This window comes from Pseudomonadota bacterium, from assembly GCA_039028935.1.
In the GTDB taxonomy this organism is placed as follows: domain Bacteria; phylum Pseudomonadota; class Gammaproteobacteria; order Steroidobacterales; family SZUA-146; genus SZUA-146.
The window spans coordinates 1-21,796 of record JBCCHD010000015.1 but is presented as its reverse complement, the minus strand read 5'-3'; the positions used below and the strand labels follow the sequence as shown (position 1 = coordinate 21,796).

The following is a 21,796-nucleotide window of genomic DNA, read 5'->3' as shown; positions in this document are numbered from 1 at the left end:
CGGCGTTAGAGGTCCGGCGTGTAGAGCGTCTCAAACTGACTGACCGCCTCGCTCACCGCTTCGGGTGTCGTGGCGTTAATCGTGCCGTGACCCACTTTGCGAGAGGGGCGATTGGATTTGCCGTACGAGTGAAAGTGCATGCCTGGCACCGCATAGCAGGTGTTGGCGTCGGGCATTCGGCCCAGGAAATTGATCATTGCCGAATGCCCGCGGGGCGCAGTGCTGCCCAGTTGCCAGTTGAGGATGGCGCGTAAGTGATTTTCAAATTGACTGGTTTCGGCGCCTTCGATTGTCCAGTGTCCGGAGTTGTGCACGCGCGGCGCGATTTCGTTCACCAAGAGTCCGTCTTTGGTCGAAAACAGTTCGATCGTGAGTACGCCGCAGTAATCAAAGTGTGAGAGCAATTTCGCCGCGTAGTTCTGCGCAAGGGCTGTATCGCGTTCGTCATGCCAGGGTGCTTCACTGACATGCAAGATGCCGTTTCTGTGAGAATTGCTGGCAAGCGGATAATGCACAACATCGCCGTGTCGATTGCGCGCAACGATAATGGAAACCTCTCGGTCAAAATGCACAAACGACTCGACGATGAGTGCATCGCTGTTCAGACTGTTCCACGCGGTCGACACGTCATCGACACTGTGCAAAAACCGCTGACCGCGCCCGTCGTAACCCATGCGGCGTGTTTTGACGACACACGGGAAGCCGCAGTCGATGGCTGCGTCCATGAGCTCTTGTTCGGTGCTGGCGGCGACAAACGATGGCGTTGGAATACCCAGTTCCGTAAACAGCGTCTTTTCAGACAGTCGATCTTGCGCGGTGTCGAGTGCATCGGCGGATGGCCATACCGGCGTATGTTCGCCAATTTTTTTGAGCACCTTAGCGGGCACGTTCTCCACATCGAAGGTGACCACATCCACTCGAGACGCAAGCGCTTCAAGGGCGGCTAGGTCGTCGAAGCGACCAATGACCATTTCGCCCAGACGGGCGGCGGGCGCGTCGGCATTGGCGTCGAGAAACACAAAGTTGATGCCGAGCGGTGTGCCGGCGAGTGCCATCATACGGCCGAGTTGGCCCGCCCCCACGATGCCGACCGTGACGCTGGAGGCCATCGGCTTAATCTCTGGGATCGGGTTGCTCAAGCACCCGTTCAGTTTGCGCTGCGCGGAAGGCATCCAGTGCGCGGCGTGCGTCGTCGTCGTGATTGGCCACGATGGCAGCGGCGAGCAGCGCGGCATTAACCGCGCCAGCGCGCCCGATGGCGAGCGTGCCGACCGGAATGCCGGCGGGCATTTGGGCAATCGACAACAGTGAGTCGATGCCGTTCAGCGCTTTGGACTGCACTGGAACACCAAGAACGGGAAGCGGTGTTTTGGCGGCGGCCATACCCGGAAGGTGGGCGGCACCGCCGGCGCCGGCGATAATTACCTCCAGTCCGCGGTCCCGTGCGCCCGCACAGTAGTCGAAGAGCAAATCGGGTGTGCGATGCGCCGACACGACTTTCACCTCGTAACGCAAACCCAGCGCCTCGAGAGTGTCGGTGGCGTGACGCATGGTGTCCCAATCCGATTTAGACCCCATGATGATGCCGATTCGAATGCTCATAGATTAAGTTTACCAGCGCGGCGCGACCTGATCACCAGCGATTTACTCCGCCGACGCCTCGAGTCGTTCGAAATGCGCGTCAATGAATCGAAATAGTGCCTTGCCAGCGCCGACGGGCTTGCCGTTAAGATGCTCTTTGTTGGCTGCACGCACTTTTTGGCCAAGCTGCTGGCGATCGATCGAGGGAAACTCAGTAATGAAATCGCTGCTGCGCTCCGGATGGGCGACCAGCGTATCGCGCCAGTGTTCGACTTTATGAAAGCGGGCATTGGCCTGACGCTCGGGGTGTCGCAGGTTGTTCAGCGCCACCTCAATAGGGCTTGCATCGATCGAGCGCATGACCTTGCCGATGAACTGTCGTTGTCGATAGAGCGCCCGATGTTTGGTCATTTTTTGAGCAGCATCGATGGCCGCGCGAAGCTCATCAGGCAGCGGCAACGCATCGAGTTGACGGCGATTCAGGTCGATGAGTTCTTCACCGAGTTTTTGTAGTCGATGCATTTCCTTTTTGAGTCGGGTCTTGCTCAGGCCCTCGTCGTCAGGCGCATCGTCGACTAAACGATCACGTGTCGTCATAGCGAATCGGGGGTTGCTTAGTGGCGCCGGTACAGCGCGTGAAAGTGCCCTGACGGGTCGCTCGTAAATCGTACTCTTCATCGCCTGCGCGATAGATCACCCAGTAGCCGTCCACCAGTGCTTGGCTGTAGGCCATGCCGGGCTGTGGGCAGCCCAGCGAACCATCGCGCCACGTGGTGGACTCCGCGCGCACCAGCTGCACAGTGTCTGCCGATACACCGGCCTGCTCAGCCACCGACGCGACCATCCGTTTCAGCAAGTCATCCGGTACACCGTGCACATTGACTGACGACGATGCCGGCGAGTCCACGGTTACTGACGGTTGCGCCGACGAATCGTGTCCGTCGGTGACACGGGCCTTGCGGTCGCCAATTGATGACGCATCAGTCGGTTCGGGCGGTGTGGATTGGCGATTATCTGACATATCGGTGTGTCCTGTTTCAGCGTTGGGCGTCGGCGTCGAATCACTGGCCGTACATCCAACGGCGCAAATCAGTAACGCCAGCAGCCCCCCGAGTGCCCGGTGAACGCCCCGCGCCGAGCATCGGTCAGAAACCGCGCCGCGCCCATCGGCATGTGTATGTGTATGTGGGTGGATCATGTCAGCACAATGCTCCGGTAGCGAACAGAGCCACGCGGAAAACGGCTCTCGTCTAATTCGTGAGTATAAGCGATTTTCTCGCGATGCGAGCCAAATGCCGCAAGCGTCAGGTACACTCTGCCACGCGGCCTGCGCGTCGCTCAATGATCTCAATTCGGATGGTTTAATCATGTCGCAGCTTGCTCCCGTCGCTCAGGACGAACTGGAATCACTCACCCGCCGGATCCTGGACAGCGCCCGTGCTCAGGGGGCCACCGCCGCGGAGACCGCCGTGAGCGCCAGTGCCGGACTGTCGGTCAATGTGCGGTTGGGGGAAGTGGAGACGATCGAATATCAACGCGATCGCAGCCTGAGTCTGACGTGCTACCGAGGTCAGTCACACGGCTCCGCGAGCACGGCGGATTTTTCTGACTACGCGATCGAACAGACGGTGGCGAAGGCGTGCTCGATTGCGGGGTTTACCGCCGAGGACCCCGCGGCCGGGTTAGCGGATAAATCCCGTATGGCCACAGAGCTTCCGGATTTGTCGCTTTATCATCCGTGGGGTATTGATGCGAACGATGCCATTGAGCTGGCGTCTGAATGCGAATCATCCGCGCGCGATTTTGATGCGCGTATACAAAATAGCGAGGGCGCCACCGTCAGCAGCTTTACCGGCACACGCGTGTATGGCAACTCGCATGGTTTTGTCGGCGGCTTTCGCACATCGAGCCACAGCATAAGCTGCGCGGTTCTCGCGTCGGACGCGAATGGCGCAATGGAGCGCGACTACTGGTATAGCTCCAAGCGCGCTGCCGAGGATCTCGATGCGCCTTCGGTAGTCGGCGAAGAAGCGTCGCGTCGTGCGGTGGCGAGACTCGGTGCGCGGAAGCTCTCGACGCGCACGGCGAAGGTGTTGTTTCCAGCACGACTTGCGCGCGGTCTGATCGGCCACTGTCTCGGGGCATTGAGCGGTGGTGCGCAGTATCGCAAAGCCTCGTTTTTGCTCGACGCAAAAGGACAGCAGGTGTTTCCCTCCTTTTTGTCAATTCGGGAAGAGCCGCACATCGAGAAAGCGTTCGGCAGTGTACCGATGGACGGCGAGGGGGTGGCGACCTATGCGCGCGACCTGATAGCCGATGGCGTGGTGCAAGATTTCATTTTGAGCAGTTACTCGGCGCGACGTCTCGGCTTGGAAACGACCGCCAACGCGGGCGGTATACAAAACATGGTGGTGACGGCCGGCTCAGCCGACCACGCGGAACTGATCCGAGACATGGGCAGTGGTCTTTATGTGACGGAGCTTATTGGACAAGGGGTCAATGCCATCACCGGCGACTATTCGCGCGGTGCGGCTGGGTTTTGGGTCGAAAATGGTGAGATCGCTTATCCGGTGCATGAAATTACCATCGCGGGCAATCTGATTGATATGTATCAAAAGCTCATTGCCATCGGCAGCGACGTGGATCGTAACAGTAAAGTCCATTGCGCTTCGTTGCTGCTCGACGAACTCACGATTGCAGGGAATTGAACACTCTTTAAAACGGGGCGGCAAAACGTAAACGGCGTTTCATTGGCGTGGCGTGAGTGGCTGCCTCGACGTGAAGCGAACACGACATCCGCATCAATCGTATCGAACGGGACGGCTAGTCGTTGTCTGTCATCAGGTCTTGAAGGGTGGTGATCCCGAGCGTTTGTTCGATAGATGAGTCGATGTTGCCCATAATGGTGTTCACAGCATCGTCCACCGGACCCGGGTGGCCCGTAACGCTGAGCGCATGGTCATGTCGTTGACTGATGCGCACGGCATTAACCACATCGAGCAGCTTAATTTTGGCCAGCGCCCGCGCCGGTATGAGTTGCGCCTCTGCCGTTTTGTTCAGTAGGCCCGACTCTTCAAGTCGTTGCGCAATCGGGGCGAGCAAGTTGCCCGTAACGTGAAGTTGTGCGGCAATCTGATTGATATTGGCGCCCGTTTTTTCAGACTGAAAATTACGCGCCACACGAACCATAATGGCGATGGCGAGGCGTTCGCGTTTGGCTGTGCCAATTTCAAGGCGCTGACGGCCATATCGGAGATATTGCGGGTTTTGCGCGTAAAACGAGATTTTGGCGCCCACGAGTAAGATGAGCCAACCGATGTACAGCCAAATGAGAGCCACGATGACAATCGCAAACGTCGAGTAGATCGCGGTGTATTGCGCTGAGCTGGCGACGACCGCTTGGAAAACTTTTCCTGCCAGCGTCCACACGACCCCACCGAACACACCGCCGACTACCGCCGCGCGAAGCGTGACTCTCGTATTGGGAATGAACCCGTAGAGAAACGTGAACGCCGCGCAGATGATCAGCAACGGTACCCACTGGCTAAGCCAAACGGTGCCGTCCGCGATCCATTCATACTGCAAAAGACGGGACGTGACGGCGTCGACCGAGAGCGTACCGAGTAATCCCAGCGCGACCAGCATCAGCACCGGCGCCACCATGATGAGGCTCAAAAATTCACTGAAGCGGCGTACCAGGCTGCGCGACTTGGTGACCTGCCAGACAAAATTAAAACTCTCTTCGACCTTTTGTACCATTGAGATAACAGTGAAGATCAAGAAGGCGAGTCCAACCGAACCGAGCGCCGCGCCCTGAACGTTATCGACAAAGGAAATGATGCGCTGACTGAGTTCGGCCGCTTTGGGGCCCAGCGGCGCAAGAATGTTGTTGAGCACCGGACTCAGCTCATAGTGGAATTCGAACGCTTTTAGCATTGAGAAGCTCAGCGCAATAAGTGGTACGAGCGAGAGGATCGTCGTGTACACCAGACTCATAGCCCGCAGATTGAGCTCGCCGCGCAGGGCGTCACGTAAAAGCGCATAGGGGTAGCGCAGGAACCACATCGTTCGTTGTATGATCGGCGACGAACGCGCCCAACGTGGGTGCCAAAGAAAATCGGCGATTGCGACAAACGGATGCTTCACGCAGTAACTCACAAGCTGCACAGAGCGTAGACTGTGGCACGCCCAAAGCCTAGGGTGCAAGTCGCTGGGAGAGAGTATGCGCTGGCCGGAACGAATTGTTTGTCTCACCGAAGAAACCACCGAAACGCTCTATTTGCTCGGTGAAGAGGACCGCATCGTGGGTATTTCGGGGTTTACCGTGCGTCCGCCAAGAGCGCGCAAAGAAAAACCCAAAGTGTCGGCGTTTACTTCGGCCAAGATCGATCGCATTTTGGCGCTTGAGCCCGATCTGGTACTGGGTTTTTCCGATCTGCAAGCGGACATCGCCCGAGAGCTCATCTCGCATGGGATTGAAGTTCATGTGTTTAATCACCGTAGCGTGGACCAGATTGTCACCATGATCGCGCAGCTGGGGGCGATGGTCGGTGCGGCCGACCGGGCGCTGCAGCTGGCGACCGAACTCGAACAAAAGGTCGACGCGCTGCGGCAGCTGACTCACCAGTACGCCGTAAAACCCCGCGTGTATTTTGAGGAATGGGACGATCCGTTGATCAGCGGGATACAGTGGGTGTCGGAGCTGGTCACCATCGCCGGAGGCCGCGACTGTTTTGCCGAACTGGCGGCGGAGAGTCTGGGTAAGAACCGCATTATTCCCGACCGACAAACAGTCGTGGAGCGGTCACCCGATATTATTATCGGTTCGTGGTGCGGCAAGAAATTTCGTCCTGAGCGAGTGGCGGCGCGCGACGGTTGGGACGCCATCCCGGCGGTGCGCGACAAACAAATTTTTGAAATAAAATCGGCCATGATTCTGCAGCCCGGACCCGCTGCGCTCACAGACGGTCTCGACGCGCTACACGCCATTATTAGCGCATGGGTAACAGCGCGCCTAGGTGAGTAGCAGATCCCGCGCTTCGCGATATTTGTCCGCGGTTTTCTTAAGAACGTTTTCGGGAATGGTGGGGCCAGGTGCGGTCTTATCCCAGTCGAGCGTCTCCAGGTAGTCGCGTACAAATTGCTTATCGTAACTTGGCGGGCTAATGCCGGTGGCGTAACAACTTTGCGGCCAAAAGCGCGATGAGTCGGGGGTCAAGACTTCGTCCATCAGCACCACTTCGTCATGTGAATTGAGGCCGAATTCGAATTTGGTGTCGGCAATGATAATGCCTTTGCGCAGCGCAAACTCGGCTGCAAAGGCATACAGGGCGTGAGAGATATCGGACAGCTGCTGTGCGCGATCGGAACCGATAAGTTCGCTGAGCGTATCGAAAGAGATATTCTCGTCGTGATCGCCAACCGCCGCTTTAGTGGCCGGTGTGAAAATGGCGTCGGGCAAGCGTTCGGCCAGCGCCAGCCCGTCGGGCAGTGCGATGCCGCACACCGACCCCGTGGCTTGATAGTCTTTCCAACCCGAGCCGATAAGATAGCCACGGATCACCGCTTCGGCCGGCAATGGCGTTAGGCGCTGCACGACCACCGACCGTCCAAGCGCCTGAGCACGTTCGTGGGGGTCAGTCAGCACGTCCTCGACGGCGATGTCCGTCAGGTGATTCGCCACGATGTGACCGGTTTTGGAAAACCAGAAATTCGAGATGTCGGTCAGTATGCGTCCTTTGGACGGCACGGGTGTGGGCAAAATGACGTCGAATGCCGAGAGCCGATCGCTGGCTACTATAAGTAAATGGTCGTCACCAACGGCGTAGCTGTCGCGCACTTTACCGCGGTGAACCAAGGGCAACGAAGTCAGCGTTGACTCCTGAAGGGCGCGGGGCGATTCAACCATAGTTTTGGATCCGGTAAGGCCAGGCCCGGAGCGAACGCGGGCGTGATTAAAGGAGGAGTATAAACTGCTACCATACCGGCACGATAGACGTTCGGGAGAATGTGTGTTCAAGTTTTTGGATGGACCATGGTGGGGTAAGGCCATCGGCGCATTGCTGGGGCTGGTGATTCGCGGCTTGCCCGGTGCGTTGGTCGGGGCATTGATCGGGCATCAGTTCGACCGCGGATTGCGGGATGTGTCCGAGGACGAAGAGCCGGCATCGCCATCGAGCTCCCGGCATCTGTTTTATGCGACGTTTGCCGTCATGGGTCATATCGCAAAGTCGGACGGACGAGTCTCGGAGGAAGAAATCGAGGCCGCCAGTGGTGTCATGAATGCGTGGAAACTGAGTCCCGGGCAGAAGCGTCACGCAATCGAGTGTTTTAACGAGGGCAAGAGCAAGGGCTTCCCACTCGCTGAAGTCTTGCGCAATGTGCGCGACATCACTAACAACCACCGGCCCACCATCACCACCTTCGTACAGGCACAGCTCACCATTATGCTGGCTGACCATCAGATACATCCAGCGACGCGTAAACGTGCATGGGAGGTCTGCCATCATCTTGGCATCAGTCGCGTTCAGATGGCGGTAATTGAGGCGTCACTTCGCACCCAGACGCCGCAAGGCAAGTCGTCGCTCGATGCGGCCTACGCGCAATTGGAGCTGAGTCCAGAGGCCAGTGATCAAGAGGTCAAAACTGCCTACCGACGATGGGTGAATCGCCTGCATCCTGACAAACTACTCGGGGATGACGTGTCTGCTGGCCAGCGCGAGGAAGCTAAGCAACGACTCGCCGAGTGCCGTGATGCCTACGAAAAGATTAAAGAGGCCCGCAACCTGCGTTAGACTATCGGCGCGCTAAAAATCGCCAGGCAATCGCCCTCCGGCCGCCTGGTTGTCTATGCTCTATGGGAACCATCATGACCGACTTTCAAATCGCCCCCTCGATTCTCTCCGCGGACTTTGCTCGGCTTGGCCAGGAAGTCGATGACGTGTTGGCAGCCGGTGCGGATATTGTGCATTTCGATGTGATGGATAATCATTACGTGCCCAATTTGACCATCGGTCCATTGGTGTGCGAAGCGCTGCGAAATCACGGTGTCTCGGCACCCATCGATGTGCACCTGATGGTCAAGCCGGTTGATCGAATTGTCGGTGATTTTGCTGAGGCAGGCGCGAGCTACATCACGTTTCATCCGGAGGCCTCGGAACACATCGATCGCACGCTGCAGCTCATACGCGAACAGGGCTGCAAAGCCGGTTTGGTTTTCAATCCCGCCACACCGCTCGATTGTCTTGACTATGTGATGGATAAGCTCGACATGATTCTAGTCATGTCTGTGAATCCAGGCTTTGGTGGGCAATCGTTTATACCATCAGCGTTGAATAAGCTGCGCGAGGCACGCCGGCGCATCGATCAAAGTGGGCAGTCCATTCGACTTGAGATTGATGGGGGCGTAAAGGTCAATAACATTGCCGAGATTGCAGCGGCGGGCGCGGACACCTTTGTTGCAGGATCGGCGATCTTTAATGAACACGACTACCGCGACGTGATTGGTCGCATGCGCGCTGAACTGGCCACCGTTGCAGGTTGAATCAGGCAGGCTTCGGGCTGCGAATGCGTGCCGAGCGAACGGACGATCTCTATGCTTCTTATGATCGATAACTACGATTCGTTCACGTTTAACCTTGTTCAGTATTTGCAGGAGCTGAAACAAGAAGTGCAGGTGTTTCGTAATGACGCACTGACGGTGGATGCGATTCGGGCGCTCAATCCTGCCCGAATCGTTATTTCCCCGGGCCCTGGCACACCTGCCGATGCCGGCGTATCCGGCGACGTGGTGAAATCGTTCGGCGCGAGCACGCCCATTTTGGGCGTGTGTTTGGGGCACCAGGTAATCGCGGAATGTTTTGGCGCTGACGTGGTTCATGCTCGCCGTGTGATGCACGGCAAAACCTCACCCATCACCCATGATGGTAAGCACGTGTTTGCCGACTTGCCCAATCCGTTTGAGGCGACGCGGTATCATTCGTTGGTGGTCAAGGCCAATAGTGTGCCCGACACGCTTGAGATTAATGCCTGGTCCCTTGACGATGCGGGTGGCCGCGATGAAATCATGGGACTCAGACACCGTCAGTACCCCATTTACGGCGTTCAGTTTCACCCTGAGGCGATTTTTACCGAGTTTGGTCACCAGATGCTGGCGAATTTTATCGCCGCGTAGTGCGGCGGATGTGGGAGAACGGTGCGCCCCGGCATCCAGACGAAAAAGGGTAATCCACAAAAAAGCAGCGCCAGGCGCTGCTTTTTAGTGTGTCGTTCGTGTCCGGCTCGGGCATTGCGATTCCCGGCCTAGAACGGTTGTCGGTGCTTACGCGCGCTGTTGTCCAGGTCGGGCGTTGAACACCACAATGGTTTTGCCGCTGGCGGTGACCAGGCCTTGCTCTTCTAAGACCTTGAGCACGCGCCCCGCCATTTCGCGCGAGCAGCCCACAAGACGGCTCAGCTCTTGGCGGCTCACTTTTATTTGCATGCCGTCAGGGTGGGTCATGGCATCGGGCTCATTACAAAGATCCATCAAAGCGTGAGCGATCCGACCGGTCACATCGACGAACGCTAAATCACCGAGTTTTTGATTGGTGCGGTTCAAACGGCTGGCGAGCTGCGTGGCCAGTTCGAAAACCAGCCCGGGGCTTTCTGACGCAATTTGACGAAAGCGGGGGTAGGTCATTTCGGCAATTTCGCATTCGGTACGTGTACGCACCCAGGCGCTTCGCGTTGGCTGCTCGTAAAAGAGCCCCATCTCGCCAAAGAACTCACCTTTATTGAGGTAGGCCAACACCATTTCGTTGCCGTCCTCGTCTTCGATCATGACCTCAACGCTGCCCGCTACGATGTAGTAGAGGATGTCCGGCAGGTCGCCCGCATGAATCACGACCGTCTTGGATGGCACGGTGCGCATTCGACAGTAGTTGAGAAACCGATTGATGGCCGGCACCTCACTAAAGTTCTTTTCTTTGACTTCCATCGTGACCTCTTTATTTAACTTGGGCGTATAAACAAGATATTACGCGAGAGTGTATCAGCAATTTATTGATTGTACGATAAAAAAGCGCCATTCCTATAGCCAAAAAGCGCCTTTGGTCATGACTTTGGATGTGAGGGTCATTACTGACTGCACCAATGGGGGCAGTTGGCGACCACCGGCTGCCATCGCCTTCTCGCCATGGCGAGCCTCGTCTTCTTTCATGACCTCCAAAATCGCGCGGCTGCGGTGATCGCTCTGTGGCAGACGCGCCAGATGACTGTCGATATGTTGCTCGACTTGTCGTTCGGTTTCGCCAACAAAGCCAAGGCTCCAGTCGTCCCCAGCTTTGCCCGCGAGAAAACCAAGAGCGAATGAGCCGGCGTACCAAAATGGGTTGAGAACACTGGGTTGCGCGCCGAGCTCATCGAGCCGTTCTTTGCACCACACCAGATGATCGGTTTCTTCCTCCGCCGCTTCGTGCATGGCGTCGCGCACACGTTCGTCGCGTGTCGCCATCGCCTGGCCACGGTAAAGCGCTTGGGCCGCCACTTCGCCCGCGTGATTGACTCGCATGAGTCGTCCGGACAGCACGGCCTCGCTACGCGTCAACGTCGCCGCTTCGTCTTGCTCGGGCGCTGGCGTTGGTCGGCTCGACGATTGACCGGCTCCCGCAATCTGGCGAAGCGTGGTGTCGAAGCCCGCAATGAGGGTATCCAGTGGTGTGAGTCGTCGACTGTTCATTAACATATTCTAGCAGTTGGGCGTGGAAAACATGTGACACACGACACGATTTAACGTATTGGTGTGGCGAAGCCGCCTCCAGTGCCTAGCCCGACAACGGCCTTTCGATGGCGTCGCGCCGGCGGGTTTTGGACAAGATCGTACCGTCCACCGGTTGTCCACAGCCGATTGCGGGCGACGGGAGGCTTGCGAATTCTGCCGTGCAGGGCATTAAGTCCTTCTATAGATTGAGTAATCGGCCGCAATTGATCGTTCTGAAGAGCTGGGGCCACACTCACATCAGATTTTACAGTTCGCCTGTTGCAGTGCGGCTAGAATACCGTACTATACGCGGCCATCGGAGCAGGCACCGGGCTTTGGCTGGTGTTGCTCAACGGCAAATTCATGATCTGAAACGAGGTAAGGGCAATGAAAAGGACCGCAATAGCATTGCTGGCGATATTCGTCAGTGCGACAGCAGCAGCCGAGGACGGACCCTGGACGGCGAAGGCCGGATTAGGCTACTTGGCCACCACCGGCAACTCGGAATCAACCAGCGTCAATGGCACTCTCGATGTCGGCTATGCCGTTGGTCGTTGGACTCACGAATTAGCGCTGCTCGCGCTGGGTGCCGAATCCAATGGTGAGAGCACCGCTGAGCGCTACAGCCTGGGATACAAGGCGAAGTGGGACATTCGCGATTTCGATTACTGGTTTGGCGGTATCAACTACGACAAAGACAAAATTAGCAGTGTCGAACAGTCGCTGTCTGAGACGCTGGGCTACGGGCGTCGTCTGGTCAAAAATGAGCGTCACGAGCTTAACGCGGAGATTGGCGTTGGTCATCGTCAGCAGGACTTCATTGACGGTACGGATGATAGCAGCGCGATTGTGCGACTTGCCGGCGATTATCTGTTCAACATCAGCGACACGTCGACGTTTACTCAGACCCTGGCGGTTGAAATTGGTGGTGACAATACCAACACCATTGCGGTGTCTGAACTCAACACGAAGATCCGCGATGCACTGTCATTGGTGCTGGGATTTACCGTGAACAATAACTCCGACGTACCGGCCGGATTCGACAAGACCGACACGTTTACGTCCATTAATCTGGAGTACGCGTTTTGAGCGATTCACCGGTCCGCGGCGACTTCCGAGCCTCTCGCTGGCGTCACCGCGGACCCTGTTTTTTGTGTTCAAGCCCAGCAAATAGCGTAAGCCGCTGAAATATAATAATTAATTTATTGAGATTGAAGGCGAATTTCCGTTGTTTGCGGCGTTGCAATCCGCACGCACCTCCATTAAAATTGCCGTCCTTTCGCGCTAGCGCTGGCTTCGTCCTGCGCGGCACCCTGGAGAACATTGATAATGAAGACGTTTTCAGCAAAACCGGCTGAAGTGAAACGCGACTGGTACGTCGTGGATGCCGACGGGCTGACGCTCGGACGTTTGGCCAGTGAGCTGGCGCGCCGTTTGCGTGGCAAGCACAAGGCCGAGTTCACGCCCCATGTCGACACCGGCGATTATATCGTCGTGGTCAACGCCGATAAAATCCACGTGACTGGCAACAAGCTCACGCAGAAGATGTACCACCATTACACCGGTTACATCGGCAACCTGAAGTCAGAGCGCCTCGATAAGCGAATGGCGCGTGATCCTGAGAGTGTGCTGATGACCGCCGTCCGGGGCATGTTGCCAAAGAACTCACTGGGCCGTCAGATGCTCAAGAAGCTTCGCGTGTTTGCCGGTGCGGAGCATCCGCACGCCGCACAGCAGCCTCAGACTCTCGAAATTTAACGCAGGAATCAGCATGGCAACCGAACAGTATTACGGCACCGGTCGACGCAAAACCTCTACCGCTCGTGTCTACATGAAATCCGGCAGTGGCAACATCACTGTGAACAACCAGCCGCTTGACGAGTTCTTCGGACGGCAAACGGCGCGCATGATCGTGCGACAGCCGCTTGAAGTGGTAAATGCCGAAACCACGTTCGACATCAATGTGTCGGTCAAAGGTGGTGGCACGACTGGACAGGCCGGCGCTATCCGTCATGGCATTACCCGCGCTCTGATGCACTACGATGAAGAAAATCGTCGTCCACTGCGCGCAGCAGGGTTCGTAACGCGCGACGCCCGTGAAGTGGAGCGTAAGAAAGTGGGCTTGCGCAAAGCGCGTCGAGCCACTCAGTTCTCGAAACGCTAAACAGACACGACTACCGACAAAAAACCGGCCAGCTGGCCGGTTTTTTTATGCTCCGCTCACGTGGCGCGACGTCGATTCACTCAGCGCGGTGCTGCGCGCGCAATTTCTCGGGCCCCACATTCGTCACCCACGATGAGCACGTCGGCGGGGCGATGGGCAAATAGTCCAACGGTCACGACGCCGGGAATTTGATTCAGCTGCGACTCGGTATCCCGAGCGCGATCGATGGCCAAGCCATGCACATCGAGAATGTGGCAGCCGTTGTCGGTAACAAATCCCTCGCGATAGCGTGCCTCAACGCCGGCTTCTTCAATAGTCTGTGCGACTTTTGACCGAGCCATGGGTATGACCTCAATCGGAAGTGGGAACTGGCCCAGCGTTTCAACTAGTTTGGATTCATCGACAATGCAGATAAATTGTTCGGCCGCCTGTGCCACGATTTTCTCTCGCGTCAGCGCGCCGCCGCCGCCTTTGATCAGTTCGAGTGATGGGTTGGCCTCGTCGGCCCCGTCCACGTAGACATCGAACGCGTCGACGTCATTGAGATCGACAACCATCACGCCAATATCCTTGAGTCGTCGAGTCGAGGCTTCCGAACTCGATATTGCTGCCTGGAGCTGAAGTTCGGATTCGCCCAGTGCGTCGATAAAGCAGTTGACGGTCGAGCCCGTCCCAACACCCACAATCGAGTTGGGTTTGAGGTAACTCAGCGCGGCGCGGGCCGCGATCATTTTTGCCGATGTGGACATTGGTTTGTCTCCCGCTCGATACTGGCCAAAGTCTACCCGCCTCGGCGTTTAGCGCAAGGTCGTTAGCGGCAGGCTGCTCGATTACTCACTTGGCGGCGCTGACCGCCCGGTTCTGGCCTTTCCGATAGGCCAAAAAAAACAGGCCCGGAGCGCGGGCCTGTTTTCTGGCCTAAGTTCAGTGGCGCTCCACCGCTGAACCGTTGGCCGTGGCTCCCGAAGGAGCTATGCGCAGACGCTTACTTCTTCTTACGTCTCACTTTGCGCTTTTTCTTCGTTGCTCGCTTCTTGCGCGTCGCTTTCTTGCGCGTCGCTTTCTTGCGAGTGGTCTTTTTCTTCTTACGCGTAGTCTTCTTCTTACGCGCTACCTTCTTTTTCTTCTTCGCAACTTTCTTTTTCTTCTTACGCGTAGTCTTCTTCTTACGCGTTACCTTCTTTTTCTTTTTTGCGACTTTCTTTTTCTTCTTACGCGTAGTCTTCTTCTTACGCGTTACCTTCTTTTTCTTTTTCGCGACTTTCTTTTTCTTCTTACGCGTGGTTTTCTTCTTACGCGTCACCTTCTTTTTCTTTTTCGCGACTTTCTTTTTCTTCTTGCGCGTAGTCTTCTTCTTACGCGTTACCTTCTTTTTCTTTTTCGCGACTTTCTTTTTCTTTTTACGCGTCGTTTTCTTCTTACGCGTTACCTTCTTCTTCTTGCGTGCAGTGGTCTTTTTCTTGCGCACTGCTGTTTTACGCTTTCGCGTTGTCGCCTTTTTGCGACGAGTGGTCTTCTTTTTAGTAGCCATGTTAATGGTCTCCATGTCGGGTTGTCCACCGACGAGTATATACACTAAGGTCAAAAATTCCAGCAACTTACGAATTGTTGCAAGCAGCTCTACGGCCCTTACGAATCGAGCCAATGCGCGCACAGCACACGCTGATATCGCGTTGTTTTTGTGTTCATTGCGAACGCGTTTTGTTTACGGCGCTCTGCGCTATTCGCGAAAATGCCTTAAATATAGGTCTATTTGGGCTTTACGCCCGCTAAAGCGTGAATGAAGTCCCAGTTTTCTTTGCTTACGGGCATTACCGAGAGCCGGTTTCCGCGGCGAAGTAAAGGCAGTTCGTTAAGCTCATTTTCTGTGTATTCACGCAGCTCTTTTAGCGAGAGTTTTTGTCGAAATTTGCGCATAAATGTGACGTCGACCATAAACCAGCGAGGATTGTCAGGATCGCTTTTCGGGTCAAAATGTTTATCGTTTCGGTCAAACGCGGTGTGATCGGGATAGCCTTCGCGACTGATTCGCACCGTGCCAACGATGCCTGGCACGTCACAGTTGGAGTGATAGAAAAAACCACGATCGCCTTTTTTCATCTCATCACGCATCATGTTTCGCGCCTGATAATTTCTTACACCATCCCAATGTTCGGTTTTCTTGGGTTGTTGTTTTAGGTCGTCGATGCTGAATTCGTCGGGCTCGGATTTAAACAGCCAATAGTTCATGTTGCGGCTCTCTTACTGTCGAAAAGTGAATTGATTGGTAATGATGCATGGCAGAGGCACGTCCCACGGGTCTGTCGGTATGTGCGCAACTTGCTGCAGGTCATGAGCGGCGCCGATTAGAGTCGGTCGGCGCCAGCGCGCGCCTTTTTGCACGGCAAACATGCGATCGTAATAGCCGCCTCCCTGGCCCAGGCGCGCGCCTTGAGCGGTGAAACCGACGAGTGGCACAAACACTAAATCGAGCTGCCTTGCGTTGAGTAGGCGGGTATCACGCTTGAGCGGTTGAGGGAGGTTTGAGGTTCGATCGATGGGCGGCGTACGGCCATTCCAGCGCGCGAACCACATCGACGCACCGTCGATTACCGGAAGGTACACCGCGCGACCGTTCTCAATCGCGCTGCGCAGAAGGGGTCGAATGTCGAGTTCGCCGTGAACCGGCATGTAGCCGGCGATCGCGCCGGCTCGCTGATATTCGGGGGTGCGCAAGACGCGTTGTTTAAACGATTCGCCTCGCTGTTTTTGCGCTCGCGCGTCCAACTCTCGTCGTCGTCGTCGCAGTTGTGTGCGAAGAGACTGCTTCGATGGAGCGCTCACAAGAAGAAAAGAGACGCGTTACCGCCTGTGCCGTTTTCAGCCATTGCTCTCGAGCCAGAGCAATAGGTGGGGCTAGCCGTGATGCCGTAGGCTCTCCGCCCTGGCGGATATGCACAATAGCGTCGACAGATCATGGCCCCTGGGTAGATATTTAGGGTCGAGAGGATCCCGGCCGTATTCGAACACCGCAGCAACGCGAATGGGAAGTGTAGACCCCCCAGTGGGGTAGGGCAAACGGTCTGGTTCACAGTTCGAGCTGTTGGCTGTCCTCCAGAACCGACTCGACCTGACGGCGCAGCGATTTGAGGCGGTCTCCCATGCCGTCATCCACCTTATCGTCCGTGGTGCTGGCCCGCAGCAGATCGTGGCTAATGTTGAGCGCCGCCATCACCGCGACGCGCTCAAGTCCGATCACCTTGCCGTTGTCGCGAATTTCGCGCATGCGGCTATTGAGCATTTCCGCGCAGCGCATGAGGTCCGCGTGTTCGTCGGCAGGGCAGGCGATCTGGTATTCCTTATCAAGAATGCGCACGCTGACAGGACTGATGCTCATGAGCCGGTCTCCATTGCTTTTAGGCGGCTGATCATGCTCTCAACGCGGGCGCGAACCTGCTCGTTTTTCTGCAGCAGGCCGGCACGTTCGTTGATCAGTGTGTCTTGGCGATGTCGCAGGGAGCGGTTCTCGTCCTTAAGTTGACCGCAGGCGCGCAACAGCTCGCTGATGCGGTTTTCAAGTTTTTTGAGTTCGAGTTCGAACTGCTGTTTTGGGCTTTGGTCACTCATCGCGCCACTATATGTCGGGTCCATTTTTGGGTCAATATCCGATCGCCATCGTGCCGTTCGGGTGCGTCGATGATACGATGGCGTTCGTTTCTAACAGCGAGAATCTGCCGTGTTGTTTACCGAATTTGACAATATGCTCGCCAGCTATCGAGCCGGAGGCGCGCAGGCTTCAGAGAGTCACGGCACGCTGATCGGACTGTATTGCACCCATTCGCAGGGGGCGATCGACGACTGGCTGCGCACGCTGGCCGAAGACACAGATCTGGCTGGTTCATCGGCGGACGGTGAGTTGCGCACGGCGGCGACCAAACTGACCGCCACGCTGGACAGTGATGACCTCAGTTTCGAATTGTTGTTGCCCGATGATGACACACCGTTAAGTGCGCGTGTCGCGGCGCTCGCCAGTTGGTGCCAAGGCTATTTGTACGGACTGGCGCAGGGCGGACTTAAGCAGTTTGAGGGACTCCCTGGCGACTGTGAAGAGATTCTCAAGGATCTGGTCGAGCTCACCAAGGCAACGGTAGAGGACGACAGCGAGAGCAGCGAACACGATTTTTTCGAACTTAGCGAATACGTAAGAGTTGGGGTGCAACTGATCTATGAAGAACTTGTCGAGCTTGGCGGCTCTGCGCCGTCTTCGCATTAACAGGCAGTCACCGCGTGGCCATTAAACCTGAGGAATTCGCCAAACGTCGACGTCAACTCGCACGCACGATGGGAGACGGCACGATTGCTATTTTGCCGTCTGCACCTGAACTGATTCGCAGTCGCGATGTGCATCATCCTTATCGACAGGACAGTGACTTCTGGTATTTGACCGGGTTTGAAGAGCCAGAATCGGTGGCGGTGTTGATGCCCGGCCGCGAACAGGCCGAGTTTGTGCTGTTCTGTCGTGAGCGCGACCCGGACAAGGAGGCATGGGATGGCGCGCGCGCCGGGCCTCAAGGAGCCATCGACGCGTTTGGTGCGGATGACGCGTTCCCCATTTCCGACCTCGACGATATATTGCCTGGCCTCATGGAGAACCGTAGCGTGTACTACACCATGGGCCGTAACCCAAGTTTCGACCAGCAGCTTATCGGCTGGCTCAACGGTCTGCGTCGCGGCGGGCAGTCTGGGGCAAGCAGTCCGCCTCAGGAAATTGTGGCGCTCGAACACATATTGCATGACATGCGGTTGTACAAAAGTCGCGGCGAAATCGTCGCTATGCGGCATGCGGCGAAGGTGGCAACCATTGCCCATCAGCGCGCTATGCGAGCCGTTCGACCCGGGATGTTTGAATACGAACTCGAAGCCGAGTATCTGCATGAATTTCGCCGCCACAAGGGCGTGGCGTCCTATCCTGCAATCGTGGGTGGCGGGGCCAATGCGTGTGTCCTTCACTATATCGAGAATGATCAGCCCTTGCGGGATGGCGATTTGGTGCTGGTCGACGCGGGATGCGAAATCGACTATTACGCGTCAGACCTCACTCGTACTTTTCCGGTGAACGGGCGTTTTTCTGATGCTCAGCGAGCGCTTTATGACATTGTTTATGAAGCCAATCTGGCCGCCATTGACCGTGTGGTGGTCGACAATCATTGGAACGACGCACACGATGCCGCTGTGCGGGTGATCGCCAAAGGGCTTATTCGTGAGGGACTGCTCGACGGGCCGCTGTCCAAGGTGCTTCAAAAGGAAACGTACCGAACGTTTTTTATGCACCGCACGGGTCATTGGTTGGGAATCGATGTGCACGATGTGGGGGACTATCACGTGCACGATCGTTGGCGACTGTTAGAGCCGGGCATGGTGCTGACCATTGAGCCGGGCGTATACGTACCGCAACAGGCCGACGTACCCAAAGCCTTTCGAGGTATCGGCATTCGAATTGAAGACGATGTCGCGGTTACACGGCGCGGTCCCGATGTGCTCAGTAAGCATTTGGTCAAACAGGCCGATGATGTTGAGTCCTTTATGCATCGGGCTGAGAATCGGCGCTCGGCCTAACGGTACTTGTGTAGTGGATGAGCGCGCGTGAAACCGGATTGCGATGTACTGATCAGCGGCGGTGGGTTGGTGGGTTTGTCGCTCGCTTGTGAGCTGGCAACAAAACACATGTCGGTGCGCGTACTCGAAGCGGCGCCGCCCTATGAGGCCCCCAGTCTCGAGGGGTTGCGCGTGTCCGCGATCAATCCGCGCAGTCAAGCCTTGCTCGACGCCTTGGGTGCCTGGCAGTCGATTGCGCCGCCATTCTGTTCGCCGTTTGAGCGCATGCGCGTGTGGGATGAGGCCGTTACCCCGTTTGGTGATCGTGCCCTTGAATTCAGTGGTGCCGATTGTGGTGTAACGCCGCTTGGCCACATCGTGCATAACGACGCGCTGCAATGGTCTTTGTATCAGCAGGCCAGCGCACACGAGCGCATCGAACTTGTTTTCAACTCAATGCTCGAGGAGGTTGTGCACGAGCGCGATGGCGTGCGGGTGTTCGACACGGGCCACGCGCAACACACCGCACGCCTGCTGGTCGGTGCGGACGGCATGCGCTCCCAGGTGCGCGCTCTGCAGGCCATTAAGGTGGTGCAAAAGAGTTACGCTCAGCAGGGCATTGTGTGTACTTTACGACCTGAACACGGGCATGAGCGGACTGCGTGGCAGCGTTTTCTATCGACCGGTCCGATTGCGCTTCTGCCGTTGGCATCCGGTGACGTGTCGGTCGTATGGTCGCTCGACAATGAGGCGGCGGATTCGGTGAAGGCGCTGGATGACGATGCATTTTGCGCGGCAGTGACCGACGCGTGTGATGGCGTGTTGGGTGGCCTGACGCTGACCAGTCAACGCGCCACCTTTCCCTTGGGCCTGTTGCGAGCGGAACGCTACGTCGGGCCGCGTGTGGCGCTGATTGGCGATGCGGCCCACGTTGTGCATCCTCTGGCTGGTCAGGGCGTCAATCTTGGCTTTGGCGACGTGGCCGAACTTGCCGGCGCACTGGATGCGGGGCGCGAACGCGGCGATGGGGTGGGTGATCAGCTGGCGCTACGCCAGTATGAGCGCGCGCGTAAATACGAAAACCGCAAGATGCAGATGACGATCGATGCGCTGCACCATATGTTTACCCAGTCGCAGCCAGTGCTGCGTCAGGGCCGCTCGTTGGGAATGGGGCTGCTCAATAACTGGCCGGGCGTTAAAAGTCTTCTCGCTCGCGAGGCGCTCGGTACGCGCTAATGCCGCCATGCGCCGCGCGGGGTTGCGCCGAGAATCAATGCCCAATGGTCCGCGCGCCGTGCAAGAGAGCCGTGCCGGGCAACGATCTGCGCGTCAATTAAATGAGCGCGTCAATCTTGGCAGCGCAGATAAAATCGTTTTCGGTCAGGCCATCGACCGCATGCGTTGTGTAACGCACGAGGCAGTGATTGTAGGCGACTTCCAGGTCTGGGTGGTGGCCTTCACTGTTGGCAATCCACGCCAATGCATTTACAAACGCAATGGTTTTGTAATAGCCCTTAAACTGAAAATCTTTGACGATCTCCTTGCCGTCGTCGCTAATCGACCAACCCTCTGCCAGCTTGCCGAGTAGGGCTTTGGCAACATCCGGCTCGAGCGTTGGCACGCCGCCCTCGCAGGGCACGCAGTGTTTATCGGCAAGTTCACTCATAACAGATCCTCAGCGCAATGGGCGCCGTTTCGTTAACAGGCAAGTGTATTCAGGATGCTTTGGCAGGGTAGTTGGGTTCGTGCATGCCAAGCGATTTCGCTTCACGAATTAACGCGCCCAAATCACGCTGCGATAGGTCAAACAGCTGATCAAACGTATCGATCACAAAGTACGTTGTTTGAAAAATGTCGATTCGATAAGGCGTGCGCAACATGTCCAGAGGATCGAATGGTTTGCGCAAAGGTCGCTTGTCATTGAGTGCATACTCGCACTCGCCGGGCGATGACACGATGCCTGCGCCATATACCTTGAGCTCATTGTTGCGACGAATCAGTCCGAATTCGACCGTAAACCAGTAGAGTCGCGCCAACATTGCATGATCTTTTTTATCGGCGTTCAACCCTGCCTGCCCGTAGGCCTGAGAGAAGGCGGCAAAACGCGGATCGGTAAGCAGCGGTACATGCCCAAATACCTCGTGAAAGATATCGGGCTCTTCAAGGTAGTCGAGATCTTCAGGGCGACGAATAAACGAGGCTGCGGGGAATTGTCGGTTAGCCAGGAGATTGAAAAATTTCTCGAAGCTGATGAGTGCCGGTACCGGCGTGACGCCCCAGCCACTGAGATCGGAGAGGCGTTCAGAGAGTTCAACACACTGGGGAATGCGGTCTTTTGGCAGATCCAAGCGATCGAGCGCCTCGAGGTACTCGCGACACGCCACGTTCGCGATGGCCTTTTCCTGGCGAGCATACAAGGTGGACCACGTGGCGTGTTCTTCATCCGTGTAATGGATACGGCCGTCCCGATTGGGAATTTTGGCAACGTAGTTCGAAGAGGTAGCCACAGGGTCGTCCTTTCTGAATCAGAAGTTAGTGAGAAAGATAATAGCGCATTTCGGGCGGAAAATGTTTGCGTTATGCCTCATTAAGGGCAAGGTCTGTCGCCACAGTCACAATGGTCACAAGGATCATCACGAACGTATCCGATGCCGGAATGCGGCGCAGGATCATCAGGCTGCGCCACGCAAAGGTACCGATCACCACCATGAACATCACGCCGATCAAGGCGGCCAGCG

27 protein-coding genes and 1 other RNA gene are annotated in these 21,796 nt (G+C 56.5%); 11 read left to right on the top strand and 17 right to left on the bottom strand.

The annotated features are described in order from the left end of the window. Positions 1–5: 5 nt before the first annotated feature. The 4 genes from AAF465_09065 to AAF465_09050 are packed head-to-tail and all read right to left on the bottom strand — an operon-like array spanning position 6 to position 2,602. Positions 6–1,139 (bottom strand): 5-(carboxyamino)imidazole ribonucleotide synthase, encoded by a 1,134-nt coding sequence (locus tag AAF465_09065; protein ID MEM7082872.1) that lies wholly within the window; start codon positions 1,137–1,139, stop codon positions 6–8. After that, entirely contained in the window at positions 1,114–1,602 is a 489-nt protein-coding gene (gene purE, locus AAF465_09060) for a 5-(carboxyamino)imidazole ribonucleotide mutase (protein MEM7082871.1), read from the bottom strand. Before purE ends, AAF465_09065 begins: the two co-directional genes overlap by 26 nt. Before the next feature lie 42 nt (positions 1,603–1,644). After that, the gene (gene yjgA, locus AAF465_09055) at positions 1,645–2,178 is read right to left on the bottom strand and encodes a ribosome biogenesis factor YjgA (GenBank protein MEM7082870.1); all 534 of its coding nucleotides are present in this window, start codon (positions 2,176–2,178) and stop codon (positions 1,645–1,647) included. Further along, positions 2,165–2,602: a hypothetical protein gene (locus AAF465_09050; protein ID MEM7082869.1), complete on the bottom strand. Its 438-nt coding sequence runs from the start codon at positions 2,600–2,602 to the stop codon at positions 2,165–2,167. Before AAF465_09050 ends, yjgA begins: the two co-directional genes overlap by 14 nt. Before the next feature lie 346 nt (positions 2,603–2,948). Here AAF465_09050 and pmbA point away from each other — a divergent pair, with 346 nt between their 5' ends. Continuing rightward, a complete protein-coding gene (gene pmbA, locus AAF465_09045) occupies positions 2,949–4,289 on the top strand; it encodes a metalloprotease PmbA (protein ID MEM7082868.1) in 1,341 nt (446 codons plus the stop codon). A 115-nt stretch (positions 4,290–4,404) separates the two neighbouring features. Here pmbA and AAF465_09040 read toward each other — a convergent pair whose 3' ends face one another. Then, positions 4,405–5,727: a YhjD/YihY/BrkB family envelope integrity protein gene (locus AAF465_09040; protein MEM7082867.1), complete on the bottom strand. Its 1,323-nt coding sequence runs from the start codon at positions 5,725–5,727 to the stop codon at positions 4,405–4,407. A 76-nt stretch (positions 5,728–5,803) separates the two neighbouring features. Here AAF465_09040 and AAF465_09035 point away from each other — a divergent pair, with 76 nt between their 5' ends. After that, positions 5,804–6,607, top strand: a complete 804-nt coding sequence (locus AAF465_09035) for a cobalamin-binding protein (protein MEM7082866.1) — start codon at positions 5,804–5,806, stop codon at positions 6,605–6,607. On the opposite strand, the gene AAF465_09030 is transcribed toward AAF465_09035, so the two are convergent. Next, the gene (locus tag AAF465_09030) at positions 6,596–7,489 is read right to left on the bottom strand and encodes a phosphoribosylaminoimidazolesuccinocarboxamide synthase (protein MEM7082865.1); all 894 of its coding nucleotides are present in this window, start codon (positions 7,487–7,489) and stop codon (positions 6,596–6,598) included. The two genes, AAF465_09035 and AAF465_09030, sit on opposite strands and share 12 nt — an antisense overlap. A gap of 103 nt (positions 7,490–7,592) precedes the next feature. Here AAF465_09030 and djlA point away from each other — a divergent pair, with 103 nt between their 5' ends. The 3 genes from djlA to AAF465_09015 all read left to right on the top strand — a co-directional run bounded on the left by djlA (position 7,593) and on the right by AAF465_09015 (position 9,754). Beyond that, positions 7,593–8,375 (top strand): co-chaperone DjlA, encoded by a 783-nt coding sequence (djlA, locus tag AAF465_09025; protein ID MEM7082864.1) that lies wholly within the window; start codon positions 7,593–7,595, stop codon positions 8,373–8,375. Between the two features lie 74 nt (positions 8,376–8,449). Next, on the top strand, positions 8,450–9,124 hold the full coding sequence (gene rpe / locus AAF465_09020) for a ribulose-phosphate 3-epimerase (protein MEM7082863.1): 675 nt from the start codon (positions 8,450–8,452) through the stop codon (positions 9,122–9,124). A gap of 51 nt (positions 9,125–9,175) precedes the next feature. Further along, positions 9,176–9,754, top strand: coding sequence for an aminodeoxychorismate/anthranilate synthase component II (locus tag AAF465_09015; GenBank protein ID MEM7082862.1), 579 nt, complete (start codon positions 9,176–9,178; stop codon positions 9,752–9,754). A gap of 147 nt (positions 9,755–9,901) precedes the next feature. Here the strand turns inward: AAF465_09015 and crp are convergent, their stop codons facing one another. After that, positions 9,902–10,558: a cAMP-activated global transcriptional regulator CRP gene (crp, locus tag AAF465_09010; protein ID MEM7082861.1), complete on the bottom strand. Its 657-nt coding sequence runs from the start codon at positions 10,556–10,558 to the stop codon at positions 9,902–9,904. A 93-nt stretch (positions 10,559–10,651) separates the two neighbouring features. After that, positions 10,652–11,299, bottom strand: a complete 648-nt coding sequence (coq7, locus tag AAF465_09005) for a 2-polyprenyl-3-methyl-6-methoxy-1,4-benzoquinone monooxygenase (protein MEM7082860.1) — start codon at positions 11,297–11,299, stop codon at positions 10,652–10,654. A 408-nt stretch (positions 11,300–11,707) separates the two neighbouring features. On the opposite strand from coq7, the gene AAF465_09000 reads away from it, so the two are divergent. The 3 genes from AAF465_09000 (at position 11,708) to rpsI (ending at position 13,484) form a co-directional block, all read left to right on the top strand. Then, positions 11,708–12,409, top strand: a complete 702-nt coding sequence (locus tag AAF465_09000) for a DUF481 domain-containing protein (protein ID MEM7082859.1) — start codon at positions 11,708–11,710, stop codon at positions 12,407–12,409. Between the two features lie 240 nt (positions 12,410–12,649). Continuing rightward, the gene (rplM, locus tag AAF465_08995) at positions 12,650–13,078 is read left to right on the top strand and encodes a 50S ribosomal protein L13 (GenBank protein ID MEM7082858.1); all 429 of its coding nucleotides are present in this window, start codon (positions 12,650–12,652) and stop codon (positions 13,076–13,078) included. Between the two features lie 13 nt (positions 13,079–13,091). Next, positions 13,092–13,484, top strand: coding sequence for a 30S ribosomal protein S9 (gene rpsI, locus AAF465_08990; GenBank protein ID MEM7082857.1), 393 nt, complete (start codon positions 13,092–13,094; stop codon positions 13,482–13,484). A gap of 80 nt (positions 13,485–13,564) precedes the next feature. On the opposite strand, the gene rpiA is transcribed toward rpsI, so the two are convergent. The 7 genes from rpiA to AAF465_08955 form a co-directional block, all read right to left on the bottom strand. Beyond that, the gene (gene rpiA / locus AAF465_08985; GenBank protein MEM7082856.1) at positions 13,565–14,233 is read right to left on the bottom strand and encodes a ribose-5-phosphate isomerase RpiA; all 669 of its coding nucleotides are present in this window, start codon (positions 14,231–14,233) and stop codon (positions 13,565–13,567) included. A 236-nt stretch (positions 14,234–14,469) separates the two neighbouring features. After that, a complete protein-coding gene (locus AAF465_08980) occupies positions 14,470–15,015 on the bottom strand; it encodes a hypothetical protein (protein MEM7082855.1) in 546 nt (181 codons plus the stop codon). A 218-nt stretch (positions 15,016–15,233) separates the two neighbouring features. After that, on the bottom strand, positions 15,234–15,713 hold the full coding sequence (locus AAF465_08975) for an EVE domain-containing protein (GenBank protein ID MEM7082854.1): 480 nt from the start codon (positions 15,711–15,713) through the stop codon (positions 15,234–15,236). 12 nt (positions 15,714–15,725) lie between these two features. Next, positions 15,726–16,307: a 5-formyltetrahydrofolate cyclo-ligase gene (locus tag AAF465_08970; GenBank protein MEM7082853.1), complete on the bottom strand. Its 582-nt coding sequence runs from the start codon at positions 16,305–16,307 to the stop codon at positions 15,726–15,728. 14 nt (positions 16,308–16,321) lie between these two features. Further along, a non-coding RNA gene (gene ssrS / locus AAF465_08965) (6S RNA) lies at positions 16,322–16,504 on the bottom strand. 47 nt (positions 16,505–16,551) lie between these two features. Then, positions 16,552–16,860 (bottom strand): cell division protein ZapA, encoded by a 309-nt coding sequence (locus AAF465_08960; GenBank protein ID MEM7082852.1) that lies wholly within the window; start codon positions 16,858–16,860, stop codon positions 16,552–16,554. After that, on the bottom strand, positions 16,857–17,090 hold the full coding sequence (locus AAF465_08955) for a TIGR02449 family protein (protein MEM7082851.1): 234 nt from the start codon (positions 17,088–17,090) through the stop codon (positions 16,857–16,859). The genes AAF465_08960 and AAF465_08955 overlap by 4 nt, the downstream gene beginning before the upstream one ends. A gap of 109 nt (positions 17,091–17,199) precedes the next feature. Between AAF465_08955 and AAF465_08950 the strand changes: the two genes are divergently transcribed. The 3 genes from AAF465_08950 to AAF465_08940 are packed head-to-tail and all read left to right on the top strand — an operon-like array spanning position 17,200 to position 20,294. Then, on the top strand, positions 17,200–17,736 hold the full coding sequence (locus tag AAF465_08950; protein MEM7082850.1) for a UPF0149 family protein: 537 nt from the start codon (positions 17,200–17,202) through the stop codon (positions 17,734–17,736). Between the two features lie 14 nt (positions 17,737–17,750). After that, on the top strand, positions 17,751–19,079 hold the full coding sequence (gene pepP / locus AAF465_08945) for a Xaa-Pro aminopeptidase (protein ID MEM7082849.1): 1,329 nt from the start codon (positions 17,751–17,753) through the stop codon (positions 19,077–19,079). A gap of 27 nt (positions 19,080–19,106) precedes the next feature. Further along, positions 19,107–20,294, top strand: a complete 1,188-nt coding sequence (locus AAF465_08940; protein ID MEM7082848.1) for a UbiH/UbiF/VisC/COQ6 family ubiquinone biosynthesis hydroxylase — start codon at positions 19,107–19,109, stop codon at positions 20,292–20,294. Positions 20,295–20,391: 97 nt separating this feature from the next. Here the strand turns inward: AAF465_08940 and AAF465_08935 are convergent, their stop codons facing one another. Then, complete coding sequence (locus AAF465_08935) at positions 20,392–20,724, bottom strand: 4a-hydroxytetrahydrobiopterin dehydratase (GenBank protein ID MEM7082847.1); 333 nt, start codon at positions 20,722–20,724, stop codon at positions 20,392–20,394. A 49-nt stretch (positions 20,725–20,773) separates the two neighbouring features. Further along, positions 20,774–21,565, bottom strand: a complete 792-nt coding sequence (gene phhA, locus AAF465_08930; protein MEM7082846.1) for a phenylalanine 4-monooxygenase — start codon at positions 21,563–21,565, stop codon at positions 20,774–20,776. Between the last annotated feature and the right edge of the window lie 231 nt (positions 21,566–21,796).